Source organism: Flavobacterium sp. PL12 (genome assembly GCF_039123485.1).
GTDB classification, from domain to species: Bacteria; Bacteroidota; Bacteroidia; order Flavobacteriales; family Flavobacteriaceae; genus Flavobacterium; species Flavobacterium weaverense.
This window is the reverse complement of record NZ_JBANDI010000025.1, coordinates 1-12,621: the sequence shown is the minus strand read 5'-3', so window position 1 is coordinate 12,621 and position 12,621 is coordinate 1. Positions and strand designations below refer to the sequence as shown.

At 31.4% G+C, this 12,621-nt stretch carries 12 protein-coding genes; 3 read left to right on the top strand and 9 right to left on the bottom strand.

The annotated features are described in order from the left end of the window. Positions 1-103: 103 nt before the first annotated feature. A complete protein-coding gene (locus tag RCH19_RS11860) occupies positions 104-709 on the bottom strand; it encodes a DUF4254 domain-containing protein (protein WP_343023403.1) in 606 nt (201 codons plus the stop codon). A gap of 87 nt (positions 710-796) precedes the next feature. On the opposite strand from RCH19_RS11860, the gene upp reads away from it, so the two are divergent. Then, the gene (upp, locus tag RCH19_RS11855; protein WP_343023402.1) at positions 797-1,450 is read left to right on the top strand and encodes a uracil phosphoribosyltransferase; all 654 of its coding nucleotides are present in this window, start codon (positions 797-799) and stop codon (positions 1,448-1,450) included. Here the strand turns inward: upp and RCH19_RS11850 are convergent. Continuing rightward, positions 1,445-2,374 carry a DUF6427 family protein gene (locus RCH19_RS11850; RefSeq protein ID WP_343023401.1) on the bottom strand — a complete coding sequence of 310 codons (930 nt, stop codon included), beginning with the start codon at positions 2,372-2,374 and terminating at the stop codon, positions 1,445-1,447. The two genes, upp and RCH19_RS11850, sit on opposite strands and share 6 nt — an antisense overlap. Positions 2,375-2,515: 141 nt before the next feature. Between RCH19_RS11850 and RCH19_RS11845 the strand changes: the two genes are divergently transcribed. Beyond that, positions 2,516-2,746, top strand: coding sequence for a uracil phosphoribosyltransferase (locus RCH19_RS11845; RefSeq protein ID WP_121924742.1), 231 nt, complete (start codon positions 2,516-2,518; stop codon positions 2,744-2,746). A 32-nt stretch (positions 2,747-2,778) separates the two neighbouring features. On the opposite strand, the gene purD is transcribed toward RCH19_RS11845, so the two are convergent. Continuing rightward, the gene (purD, locus tag RCH19_RS11840) at positions 2,779-4,053 is read right to left on the bottom strand and encodes a phosphoribosylamine--glycine ligase (protein WP_343023400.1); all 1,275 of its coding nucleotides are present in this window, start codon (positions 4,051-4,053) and stop codon (positions 2,779-2,781) included. 152 nt (positions 4,054-4,205) lie between these two features. Here purD and RCH19_RS11835 point away from each other — a divergent pair, with 152 nt between their 5' ends. Beyond that, complete coding sequence (locus RCH19_RS11835) at positions 4,206-5,516, top strand: phenylacetate--CoA ligase family protein (RefSeq protein ID WP_343023399.1); 1,311 nt, start codon at positions 4,206-4,208, stop codon at positions 5,514-5,516. Here RCH19_RS11835 and RCH19_RS11830 read toward each other — a convergent pair. The 6 genes from RCH19_RS11830 to RCH19_RS11805 form a co-directional block, all read right to left on the bottom strand. Then, on the bottom strand, positions 5,500-6,273 hold the full coding sequence (locus tag RCH19_RS11830; RefSeq protein WP_343023398.1) for a glycosyltransferase family 2 protein: 774 nt from the start codon (positions 6,271-6,273) through the stop codon (positions 5,500-5,502). The genes RCH19_RS11835 and RCH19_RS11830 overlap by 17 nt on opposite strands. Position 6,274: 1 nt before the next feature. Further along, on the bottom strand, positions 6,275-7,627 hold the full coding sequence (locus tag RCH19_RS11825; RefSeq protein ID WP_343023397.1) for an exopolysaccharide biosynthesis polyprenyl glycosylphosphotransferase: 1,353 nt from the start codon (positions 7,625-7,627) through the stop codon (positions 6,275-6,277). Next, a complete protein-coding gene (locus RCH19_RS11820) occupies positions 7,627-8,610 on the bottom strand; it encodes a UDP-glucuronic acid decarboxylase family protein (protein WP_343023396.1) in 984 nt (327 codons plus the stop codon). Before RCH19_RS11820 ends, RCH19_RS11825 begins: the two co-directional genes overlap by 1 nt. Before the next feature lie 45 nt (positions 8,611-8,655). Further along, entirely contained in the window at positions 8,656-10,335 is a 1,680-nt protein-coding gene (locus RCH19_RS11815; protein WP_343023395.1) for a hypothetical protein, read from the bottom strand. Positions 10,336-10,458: 123 nt separating this feature from the next. Beyond that, positions 10,459-11,946, bottom strand: coding sequence for a GH3 auxin-responsive promoter family protein (locus tag RCH19_RS11810; RefSeq protein WP_343023394.1), 1,488 nt, complete (start codon positions 11,944-11,946; stop codon positions 10,459-10,461). 39 nt (positions 11,947-11,985) lie between these two features. Next, complete coding sequence (locus RCH19_RS11805) at positions 11,986-12,513, bottom strand: peptidase (protein WP_343023393.1); 528 nt, start codon at positions 12,511-12,513, stop codon at positions 11,986-11,988. Between the last annotated feature and the right edge of the window lie 108 nt (positions 12,514-12,621).

Here is a 12,621-nt window from a genome sequence, read left to right as displayed (position 1 = left end):
TTCTGGTTCTAAAAAAGCGACCAGCGGAAGCTCTTTTTAGAACCATAGAAACTATACTTTTTTTGTGAGGAATTGTAATGGAAAGCTGGAATAGCTTCAAAAACTATTTTTTATTTTGGTACAAAACAGGATTTAACTCATCGTCATTGTACATTTTCATTTGTTTGTACACTTTCATGAATTTATCGCCATGCTCGATATCACCTAATAAATCATCGATAGCTGTTGACAAATCAGTTCTTTGTTCTAATAAAATATTCAATTTCACTTGGCATTTATCTCTGTGATCTTGAGAAGCTTGCTCGCGAGTTGCCTCTTCATTCATGTGATAAATTTTAAGAGCTAAAATCGATAATCTATCAAAAGCCCATGCAGGACTTTCAGAGTTGATTTTTGCATTGTCTTTAATCACAACAGTACTGTATTTTTGAAGAAAATAACTATCAATATATTCAACCATATCAGTACGCTCCTGATTTGAAGCATCGATTCTTCTTTTTAAAGTTAGAGCCGCAACGGGATCAATATTAGGATCTCTAATAATATCCTCAAAATGCCATTGTACGGTATCAATCCAGTTCTTGTGATACAACAAATGTTCAAATTTATCTTTAGGATAAGGATTGTGGATCGGTTGATCTACATTATCAAACTCATGATAATCCTTAATACTTTTTTCGAATACGGAATAAGCTAGTTTTGAAAACATATTTTTATATTTTATAAATACAAAGATACTTTTTATACTTTTATGGTTTAACAAAAACTGTAGAAGTTTAAAAGCAAAATTAAAATCATGCAAATTCATAATTTATCAGAAAACAATAGCATTCTAAATCATTTTTTAGGCCAAATAAGAAATGTCGATGTTCATAAAGACAGCATGCGTTTTAGAAGAAATATTGAGCGAATAGGTGAAATAATGGCGTATGAACTTAGCAAAGAATTAGCTTATCAACACATCAATATTACGACGCCTCTAGGAACAAAAAGTACTACAGAAATTAAAGATCAAATCGTTTTATGTTCGATTCTGAGAGCTGGTTTACCAATGCATCAAGGATTTCTAAATTATTTTGACAGCGCTGAAAATGGCTTTATTTCAGCTTTTAGACATCACCCAAACAACGATGATTATTTTGAAATTAGAGTGGAATATCAAGCTGTTGCCGACATTAATAATAAAAATGTGCTGTTATTAGATCCAATGCTTGCTACTGGACAATCTATTGTTGCGGTTTTTAATAGATTATTAGAAAGAGGTAAACCAAAAGAAATTCATATTGCAGTTGTAATTGCAACACCAGAAGGAATTGCTCATCTCAAGGAACAACTTCCTGACAATTGCCATCTTTGGATAGGAACATTAGATGATGGCTTAGACGCTAAAAATTACATCGTTCCAGGTCTGGGTGATGCCGGTGATTTAGCTTACGGAGTTAAATTATAACTGACTAAAAAAAGCAAACATACTACAAATAATAAGCGCATAAAGCACTAACTCTTGATTCAGCCTGATTTGAGGCATTTCAATATGACTAGTAGCCATAATGGCTAAGGGTGCGAAAGTGAAAATTAAAAGATCATTACTTTTTACAGGTGAAACTACATAAATTAGTACTCCAATGAAAAAAGAAGCGATGATTTTTTTATAAGAAGTATGTAAAAGCTGCGGTCTTCCTGATAATGTACTAAACATGGATACAAGAAAAAACAAAGCTATTGTGGCATAGATTGATAAGGCACCGTTTTCGTAATTATTTTTAAAATAACTAATCTCAAAATTCGTGTGAACACTGTTTTGTAAATATTCAATACCGTCCAGATTAAAAACTAAAGCAAAAATAATATAGAAAATTACCACGATGAAAAAAGCGATAAAAGGTAATATCCAGTTTCTGTAATCCCTTGAAACATGGAAAATTATAGATATAAAAACTAAAACAATAAAGATTATACTCCAAAAATGAAATAATGCTGCTAAAAAAATCCATAATGAGGCATCAAATATTTTTTCTTTTGACGATTTTAATGATTGCAGCGAAATTAACCTTCGTAATGCTAATAGTATGAAAAAGTTAGATAGAATTAGATTCGTATTATTAAGTACCGAAGGAAAAAAAAGCAGAAACAAAAAATAGAAAAATATCGTAAAGGTGCTGTCCTTACTCAATCCATTTTTTTTAGTTACAAAATTTGCAATGAATATTGAAGCTATTAAAAGACAGAACATTCCTCCCTTTGTAAGTGCTAAAGGCAAGGAACTTAACCAAGATAAATCTTGCAATTGAAAAATTAAAAAGAAAAACAGCATCAAAATCCCGACAAGTAAAAAATTTAATGGCGTAGATTTTCTAAAAACACTTGTTATCATAAGGATATTTTATACTTTTGTGTTCGTAAATATAATACTTGTTTAAAAAGTAAACTCTGAAAGTTAGTAAAGATTGCCAAAAGCAATAGTTTTCATCTGTTAGAGTTCAAAAAACAACTACTAAAATTAATTTTATACATTATGAAAGCATTTTTCGAAGGAATAGAATACTTATTTGTGAATATTTTATTTGCTCCTCACGATTTTTTACGCTCTTTAGAGTTATCATCTTGGTTTGCTGCAAATACAATTAACTGGATTTTCATGATTATTTGTGCTGGTGCAATGGTATATTGGATCAAACAATTGAAAATTTTTGAAGATGCTGGTACTGAAAAACAAGATACTACCGCTCACTCTTTCTTTAAATAAGAATTAAGAAAAAAGTGAACGACAGTTAGAAACTATTTTAAGTCGTTTCCAATATCTTTTCTAAAATACATCTTATCAAAATTTAGTTTATCTATATTTTGGTAAGATTTTTTTATGGCCTCTTCGAAATCATTTCCGTATGAAGTTATGGCTAATACTCTACCTCCATTAGAAACAACATTTCCGTTGTCTAATTTAGTTCCTGCGTGGAAAACTATAGAATCTTCAATAGTTTCTAATCCTGTAATTACTTTACCTTTTTCAAAATCTTCAGGATAACCGCCAGATACAACCATTATAGTTGTAGCGCTTCTTTCATCAATTTCAAGTGTGATTTCATTGAGTTTTTCATTGGCTGTAGCCAAAAACAACTCCACTAAATCCGTTTTTAGTCTAGGAATAACTACTTCTGTTTCAGGATCACCCATTCTTACGTTATACTCAATAACGATAGGCTCATTATTCACATTGATCAATCCAATAAAAACAAAACCTTTGTACGGAATACCATCTTTTTGAAAACCGTCAATAGTTGGTTTTACGATGCGCGTTTCAATTTTTTCCATCAAAACAGCGTCGACATAAGGAACTGGAGAAACAGCGCCCATTCCGCCAGTATTCAGTCCTGTGTCGCCTTCTCCAATCCGTTTGTAATCTTTAGCAGTTGGCAGAATTTTATAATTTTTTCCATCCGTCAAAACAAAACAGCTCAGTTCGATTCCGTCAAGGAATTCCTCAATAACAACTTTAGAACTTGCAGCACCAAATTTTTGATGTACTAACATATTTCTAAGCTCTTCTTTGGCTTCTGCCAAGTCTTGAATAATCAAAACTCCTTTACCTGCTGCGAGTCCATCTGCTTTTAAAACATAAGGTGGCTGTAAAGTTTCAAGAAATTCACATCCCTTTTCTACAGTTTCAGCGGTAAAACTATCATAGGCTGCTGTTGGAATATTATGTTTAATTAAAAATTCTTTTGCAAATTCCTTGCTCCCTTCTAATTGCGCTCCTAATTTAGAAGGTCCAATAACTGGAATGTCTTTTAACTCTACATCATTTAGAAAGAAATCATAAATCCCTTTTACTAATGGATCTTCGGGACCTACAACAACCATTGTTACATTTTCTTTTATAACAAATGCTTTTATAGATTCAAAATCAGTTGGACTCAAAGCAACGTTAGTAGCTATTGCAGCAGTTCCTGCATTTCCAGGTGCTACAAAAAGTGTATCACAAAGCGTACTTTGAATCATTTTCCATGCAAAAGCATGTTCTCTTCCTCCTGAACCCAATAGTAAAATATTCATTTTGTGTGTAGTTTAGTTGTGTGTCTCCTTTTTTTAGGATGTTGCAAAAATAATTGCTTTTAAACTGAAAAAGTAATTAATTTTCAAAAATTTGTCACATGTTGTTCATTAGTTGTTAGTATATATTATTTTTGATAAAATATCATTTTAAAATGTTTCGAATTTTTGATTTATCGCTACTAATTAATGGCTTTCCACTTAAGAAAGCTCAGGCTGAATTGCGTAAAATTGTAACGTTGAGTAATGAGGAATATATTGAATTTATCGAAAATAAAAAACGAGAAATTGTTAATTATCATTTAAAAAACAATCCTTTTTATCAAGAATTAGTTGGTTCAAAATTATTTAATAATTGGAATGATTTACCTATTTTAAATAAAAAAAACTTACAAAAACCTTTATCAGAAAGATTATCAAAAGGATATTCTAAAAAAAATATTTATATTAATAAAACATCAGGATCGAGCGGAGAACCTTTTATTTTTGCAAAAGATAAATATTGTCATGCATTAACGTGGGCTTCGATAGTTCATCGTTTTGCCATGCATGGTATTAATTTTAATACTTCTTATCAAGCACGATTTTATGGTATTCCTTTGGATTTTATTGGAAATAAAAAAGAAAGATTTAAAGATTTTTTAAGTCGCCGCTATCGATTTCCAATTTTTGATTTGTCTGAGAAAGTTTTAGAAAAAATATTGATAAAATTTCAAAATAACCCGTTTGATTACATTAATGGTTATACAAGTTCCATCGTTTTGTTTGCTAAATATTTAGAAAAGAAAAATATTATTCTTAAAGATATTTGTCCAACTGTTAAAGTTTGCATCGTAACTTCTGAAATGCTTTTTGCGGATGACAAAAAATTGATGGAGAAGCAATTTGGAATTCCGATTGTCAACGAATACGGAGCATCAGAATTAGATTTAATAGCGTTCGAAAATCAAAATGGAGAATGGCAAGTAAACGCTGAGACCTTATTTGTAGAAATTTTGGATGAAAATAACAATCCTGTCCCAAATGGAATATCGGGTCGAATTGTGATAACATCATTATTCAATAAAGCGCATCCATTTATACGATACGAAATTGGTGATACTGGAGTGCTAGACGAAAAAAGCACTTTAAAGAAGCCTATTTTAAAGACATTAGTTGGTCGTACAAATGATATTACAGTTTTACCAAGTGGCAAAATAACTCCTGGACTAACTTTTTATTACATTACAAAAAGCATAATTGAAGATGATGGAAATGTTAAAGAATTCACTATCAAGCAAACTAAAATTGACTCGTTTGAAGTGGAATATGTTAGTGAGATGGAATTGAATGGAGAACAAATTCAAAAAATAAACGTAGCGATAGAATTATATTTAGAATCTAATTTAAAGTTCACATTTACAAGAAAGCTGACTTTAAACAGAAGCAATCGTGGCAAGTTAAAGCAATTTAAATCGATGGTTTAATGTAAGTCGGTTTAATCAATAATTGAGTGAATAAAAAACCCATCATATAAAATAAAGAAATTACTAAGTTGTAGCCATGGAATTTTCTGTAAACTGCAAAATTATGCTTTAGCAACTCAATTTTGGAAGCAGATATTGAGTTTTGCCTTACTCTATATAGCGCTAAACTTTCAGAAACAACCTTGGCCGACTTCATTTTTTTTAGAATTGTCAACCAAAGCATCCAGTCTTGGCGTTTTCGAATCGATGAAATACCTATTTTTCCAAAGTAATCAACATCGTAAATACCTGTTAAATTACCAATATAATTACAAAAGAATAGTCTTTTATAGGTAAGAATTAACGGTGCTTCCACTCTTTTATTTATCGTTTTGCCTTGCTCGTCAATACAATCATAAAAAGAAAACGTAAATGGTAAGTTGTTTTTTTGCATAAAAAGTATCTGCTTTTTAAGCTTCTCAGATTTCCACATATCGTCGGCATCTAAGAAAGAAATATATTTTCCCGAAGCGATGTCTAAAGCTTTATTTCGAGCCATTCCAGTTCCTAAATTTTTTTCTAATTTAAAAATTTTAATCCTGTTATCGTTAAGAGCAAACTGCTCAGCAATAAAAACTGTTTTGTCAATTGAAGCATCATCAACAATAATCATTTCCCAATTCTCATAAGATTGATTTTTTACCGACTGAATAGTTTCTAAAATAAATTTTTCAGAATTGTAACAAGGAGTAATTATAGATACTAAGGGATTTTCCATATTAATACGCTTTATCATCACCTTTCAAAGTGTTGAATATAGTTAAGAAAATGATCTTTATATCTAATAAAATAGACCAATTTTCAATATAAAAAATATCATATTTAACTCTGTTAATAATATCGTCATCCGTTTCCACTTCACCACGATATCCTTTTGTTTGAGCTAATCCGGTTATGCCAGGTTTGACTAAGTGACGAACCATGAACTTATCCACTTTAGCAGCATATAGATTAGTGACGCTTACCATGTGCGGTCGCGGTCCAACGACAGACATATCACCAAAAAATACATTAAAAAATTGCGGCAACTCATCTATACTTGTTTTGCGAATAAATTTGCCAATCTTAGTTATTCTAATATCATTTTTTGATGCTAATTCCATATCTGCAGTGTCGTTTAAGTCCATTGACCGGAACTTGTAGCAGTTGAAATTTTTGTAATTTAAACCATTCCTTTTTTGTACAAAAAACAAGGGTCCTTTGGACTCTAATTTAATAAGTATCGACATTATTGGCACTAGCCAAGACAATAAAAATACAATAATAACTGTCGAAAAAATAAGATCAAAAAGACGTTTGACAGTTTTATTAAAACGTTCTTCTTGTAAAATATTTCGCTGTGAAATAACTGGAATGTAATCGTAAAATTCGAATTTGATATTAGATGAAAGCATTTGCTTTTCGCTCGGAATAAACTTTAATGTTTTCAAATTATTATCAGCAAAGTCAATAATATCAATCACCTGATTGTCTGACAAATCGGCCATCGCGCAATAAATTTCATCAATTTTGTTCTCTAAGACGAAAGAAAGACATTGATTGATTTTTTCCTTTTTGTGTTCCTGTAATGAAAATACATTTTCTAAGAAATATCCATAATCTGGATTCTCAGTAAAAAAGTGTTTTAGCGGTTTGATATTTTCATCATTCCCTAACAGTACTACTTTTCTATAATTTCCCCCGTATAAAACGCGAAACCGTCTTAGAAAATAATATATAAATAGCTTCACCAATACTATTAAAATGGTAGCTGTAAAGACAAATAATACTATCTTTTTTTGATTTCCAAATTCAGAGTAAAATAGTTCTAAAGCGAGACAATACAAGCCAAATAAAACCGATTGTTTTACCGTTTTATTCAAAATACTAATAACCTTTGTATACCGATAGACTTCGTAAAATCCTAAATAAATGGCACTTACAAACCATCCACAAGTAATCAGTATTGAATATACCACTAAATTATTATGAAATGGAAGCATATAAATAGAGAGAGCATTGATGATACTTAAATCAATCAAATAAGAAAAAGGGCGAATATAGCCTGAATATCTTCCTGTTTTTGCAACCACTATTTTATATAGCTTGAAAAATCTTTGTGTTCCTCTTTTGAAAGTTCTTCTTTAGACAACGATTTAAAATAATCATACGTAATTTTCATTCCTTCAGCACGTCCTATTTTAGCCTCCCAACCTAATAACTCTTTAGCTTTAGAGATATCTGGCTGTCTTTGTAATGGATCATTTACAGGAAGTGGATGATAGACCACTTTTTGGTTTGTTCCTGTTAATTTAATTATTTCGTCAGCAAAATCCTTAATGGTGATTTCATCTGGATTACCAATATTTACTGGAAAAACATAATCAGAATGTAGTAATCTAAAAATTCCTTCTATTTGATCATCTACATAACAAAAAGAACGCGTTTGCATTCCGTCGCCAAAAATTGTTAAATCTTCTCCACGAATCGCTTGACCTATAAATGCTGGAATAACTCGTCCATCATTGAGACGCATTCGAGGTCCGTAAGTATTAAAAATGCGAACAATTCTGGTCTCCACGCCATGAAAAGTGTGATACGCCATAGTAATAGATTCTTGGAATCGCTTAGCTTCATCATAAACACCTCTTGGCCCTATCGTATTTACATTACCATAATATTCTTCGGTTTGTGGATGTACCAATGGATCTCCATACACTTCAGAAGTAGATGCAATAAGAATTCTAGCATTTTTAACTCTAGCTAAACCTAAAAGATTATGGGTTCCTAATGAACCTACTTTTAGGGTTTGAATTGGTATTTTCAGGTAATCAATTGGACTTGCTGGCGAAGCAAAATGAAGAATATAATCTAAATCTCCTGGAACATGAACAAATTTTGTAATGTCATGATGATAAAATTCAAAATGCTCTAATTTGAAAAGATGCTCTATGTTTTTTAAGTCTCCCGTAATAAGATTATCCATACCTATGACAGCATAACCTTCTTTTATAAATCGGTCACAAAGATGAGAGCCTAAAAATCCTGCTGCTCCAGTAATAAGTATTCTTTTCATATTATTTGTAATTGTTCAAAACCAATTATGATCTGATTTTATAATTTATTTTACGTTAAAAATTTGTTCTAAAATCTTAATCGTAATTAAATAAGTTGGTTTAACACCAGAAGTTCCTAATCCGCCAGAAGCTAATGTACTTCCAGTTTCTAATGGATTATCTGAGGCGTAATAAGCATATCTCACTTTCACATCATGAGGCACACTCTTTCTAATTTTTGATGCAGATTGAATCGCTTTTTGATAATAGGAACCTTCCATTTCCAGCCCAATAATTCCCCATGTTGACTCATGGAAAAATTTAAGTAAGTCTCTATTTTGTAATGATGTTCCTAAAACAGTAACCATTGGACCTGCAAAAACTGCAATATCATTTCCTTCAAACATTTCAGCTGTTAGTTGATTTTCGAAAAAATAATTATCAGCAGTTCCTTCATTTATATGTGCATTCGGAATCATAATATCTCCTTTTCCACCTTCTAGAATTCCTGCTTTTCCCATTATAGAAACCGACTCAACATTCATCAGGATATCTTTTTTATAGGGTTTCAGTAACTCATCGATTGTTTCATAAGCTTGTTCTCCAAAAGCGTAATCCATAACAATTAAAACCGGTTTTTTATCACCTAAATCTGCGGAAGCAAAAGATGTTTTTGACCAATTAATTTTAGCGGTATCGAATATTTGAATATCAATATTAGTCCCTGAAGTATCTGGCAACGAAATCATTCCGTACTTTAATGCGACAGCTGAAACTTCATCTCTTAAAACATCAGCTCCAGATTTACTTAATTCTTCATAGATAAAGAAATCTGATTTGTCTTTAAACTTAGTTTTTAAAACCTCAGTTGCAAAAATAGAATTCATTACAGAATGCATATTCGCACTGATAACATGAATCGGTCGATCTAAAAGCTGATTTTCTTCTAAAACTTTCTTAATGTTTGTAGCCCAAATTTCACCGTGAATGTGGTGACCTAAGCGCTCTCTTAAAATAGGACTAAAAGTTATCGTTCTCTTATTATCGTCAACAATTTCTTCGATAGCTAGTTTGCCCAACCAAAATATAACATGCAAAAAACGATCTGGTGCAGCAGCAGACCCAAAAGCATCATAAATATCTAATACCTCTTCAAATGTTCTACCTAAAATATTGGCTGCATGCGAAATCGCTTTCTCTTTTTCGACCAAAGTCAGTTTTTTCTTTTGAGAAACTGCCTGTTCCAGCTTAAACCAATCACGAGAAACTTCACCTGCGTCATCAAGTAAAACTCTATTTCTAATTTTGTGAGATTCTATAAAAATAAAAGTCAAATGTGTTAAAATATCATAAATGTCAGAACGACCTCTGGTAATTTCCACATTCATTTGCTCCTCATCAATCCTATAACAATTGCGTCGTCTTTTAGGAGGGACAATAGCTTGAAAATGAGATTTAGAATACCCTTCCTCAGAAGTTAAGTTTATAAATCTGCATTCTTCGATTCCCACTGGAAGACGCTCGATTACATATAAAAGTCCATTCAATTCTACTTTTTCTTCTCCTATATTTCCATAAATTTCTGGACGTAATGCCAGTAATGCTTCTCTTAACGTATCACCAGAAATTCCCATTGGTTTATAAAAACCTCTGTTGAATAAATGACGCATTGTAATGTACATTTTTTCAATTGCTGCTGATGATTCTTGTGCTCTAGAACGAGATATATTTTTTGTTTCTTTCATATTAAACTATTTATTTTTTATTCGAATATGGAATTTGCGTAAATCTCGAGTGTATATTTCATCGAAATTTCGGTACGCTCATTTCATTTTCTAATTTTTTTATAGCCTTCAAAGGTAAGGTATTTATTTACTTTTCAATAAATCAACAATCTTCCTATCGTTAGAAAGTCTTGGAATTTTATTTTGTCCTCCTAATTTGCCAATTGATTTCATATAATCTTGAAAACCATTTTTGATAACAGGAGTAACAACCAACTTTTGAAGCACTTTACCAACAATCAAATCGTCATAATACATGTTTTGTTTTCGCATCGCATTATCTATCGCTTCCGCAAAAGTAGCGCTGTTCTCTGGTTCGTTCTCAAATTCTACAAACCATTCATGGTAAGGTAAACCAGTTGCTGGCGAAATTTGAGGCGCAACAGTAAATTCGTTTATTCTAACAGCAGTTCCTTCAATGGCTTCTTGTAAAGCACTTTCCACTTCTTTCCCTATTACATGCTCTCCAAAAGCAGAAATATAATGTTTAATTCGACCTGAAACGATAATTCTATACGGTTTTAAACAAACAAATTGAACGGTATCACCAATGTTATATCCCCACAATCCTGCATTAGTTGAAATAATCAAAACATAATTGACATTTAATTCAACTTCGCCAATGGTATATCGTTTAGCATTTTCATTTTGAAATTCGTCGCTTTTTATAAATTCATAGAAAATTCCGCCGTTCAATAGTAACAACATTCCTTTTTCTTTCTGAGAATCCTGATAAGCAAAAAATCCTTCAGAAGCTGGAAATAACTCGATACTATCTACTTTTCGACCTATTAAATTTTCAAATTTAGCGCGATAGGGCTCATAATTGACACCGCCGTAAATAAACAAATTGAAATTTTTAAATATTTCGCCTACTGGTTTTCCTCCTTTTTCTTGTAATTTCTCAAAATACATTTGGACCCAAGAAGGAATCCCAGAAATCACAGACATATTTTCGCTAAAAGTTTCTTCGACTATAGCGTTCACTTTAGTTTCCCAATCCTCAATGCAATTAGTTTCTAATGATGGCATTCTATTTTTTTGAAGATATTTTGGAACAAAATGAGCTACAATACCAGACAAACGACCCAGTTTCACACCATTTTGTTCTTCGAGAATTGGGCTACCTTGTAGAAAAATCATTTTTCCATCGACAAAATCTGCATTTCCAGTTTCGTGAATATAATGCAAAATCGCATTTCTAGCAGCTTCAATATGATACGGCATCGATTCCTTAGTTAGTGGAATGTATTTTGCGCCAGATGTTGTACCAGAAGTTTTTGCAAAATATAAAGGTTTCCCTTTCCAAAGTACATTTTCAACGCCGTTTACAACCTTATCAACATAAGGTTTTAATCCTTCGTAATCTCTTACTGGAACATGTTTAGCAAAATCAGAAGTAGTTTTTATTTTTTCAAAATGATGATCGATACCAAATTGCGTATTCTTGGCTTCTCGTATCAATTTAAGAAAAACTTTTTTTTGAGTTTCAACCGGTGTATTAACCCACGCTTGGGTTTTATTATATATTTTCTTAGCAAATATTTTTGCTGCAATAGATTTTATTGACATAGTTGTTTTATTTTGTCATCAAGACACAAAGGCACTTTTTTAATTTTTAGATTTTTTAGTACTTCTCTTTTTAGGCGCTACATCTTTATTAGGTTGAGCATCTTTTTCCTCTTTTAAAACGTCATTACGTAATTCTAGTTCTTCCTCTGAAGCTTTTAATTTCTCAGGGCTAACTATCTCTTCAGTAGAGGAAAGTATCGAATCTTTATTAAACTTAGCATAATCTAATTGTCCTGTGAGAACTTTTCTTATTGACAAAATGTAAGCTTCATTTTTCTTTAAAGCAACAGTTAAAGAATCAGACTTTAGTGCTAACTCAGTAGCATCTTTTTTTAATTTTGTTGAAGAATACCCAGGAATAAATTCACGTAAAGGAGTAAAAGCAATTATAAAAGTAGTAATAGTTGTAATAATAATAGCTCCCAAGGTTGCTACTATAAATACGTTCATCAAAGTAAGTTTCAACGAAAAAGTTTCCTCAAATGTGTCTTCGTTTAAAATTATTAAACGTCTTTTATTGAATAAATTTTCTTTGATTTTGCGTCTTTTCAGTCTTTTTTTAGACATACCTTTTTATTATTAATGCGAATCAAGGGTTAAAAAATTAAATTTATAAAAGCAGATGCTATTTTTCCAAAAATATGGACTAGTAATCCCTTACTTGACCTTACTTTA

What these genes read in the sequence shown, in the direction of transcription:
- RCH19_RS11860 (WP_343023403.1), bottom strand. Translation starts at nt 709, where the DNA reads ATGTTTTCAAAACTAGCTTATTCCGTATTCGAAAAAAGTATTAAGGAT.
- upp (WP_343023402.1), top strand. Translation starts at nt 797, where the DNA reads ATGCAAATTCATAATTTATCAGAAAACAATAGCATTCTAAATCATTTT.
- RCH19_RS11850 (WP_343023401.1), bottom strand. Translation starts at nt 2,374, where the DNA reads ATGATAACAAGTGTTTTTAGAAAATCTACGCCATTAAATTTTTTACTT.
- RCH19_RS11845 (WP_121924742.1), top strand. Translation starts at nt 2,516, where the DNA reads ATGAAAGCATTTTTCGAAGGAATAGAATACTTATTTGTGAATATTTTA.
- purD (WP_343023400.1), bottom strand. Translation starts at nt 4,053, where the DNA reads ATGAATATTTTACTATTGGGTTCAGGAGGAAGAGAACATGCTTTTGCA.
- RCH19_RS11835 (WP_343023399.1), top strand. Translation starts at nt 4,206, where the DNA reads ATGTTTCGAATTTTTGATTTATCGCTACTAATTAATGGCTTTCCACTT.
- RCH19_RS11830 (WP_343023398.1), bottom strand. Translation starts at nt 6,273, where the DNA reads ATGGAAAATCCCTTAGTATCTATAATTACTCCTTGTTACAATTCTGAA.
- RCH19_RS11820 (WP_343023396.1), bottom strand. Translation starts at nt 8,610, where the DNA reads ATGAAAAGAATACTTATTACTGGAGCAGCAGGATTTTTAGGCTCTCAT.
- RCH19_RS11815 (WP_343023395.1), bottom strand. Translation starts at nt 10,335, where the DNA reads ATGAAAGAAACAAAAAATATATCTCGTTCTAGAGCACAAGAATCATCA.
- RCH19_RS11810 (WP_343023394.1), bottom strand. Translation starts at nt 11,946, where the DNA reads ATGTCAATAAAATCTATTGCAGCAAAAATATTTGCTAAGAAAATATAT.
- RCH19_RS11805 (WP_343023393.1), bottom strand. Translation starts at nt 12,513, where the DNA reads ATGTCTAAAAAAAGACTGAAAAGACGCAAAATCAAAGAAAATTTATTC.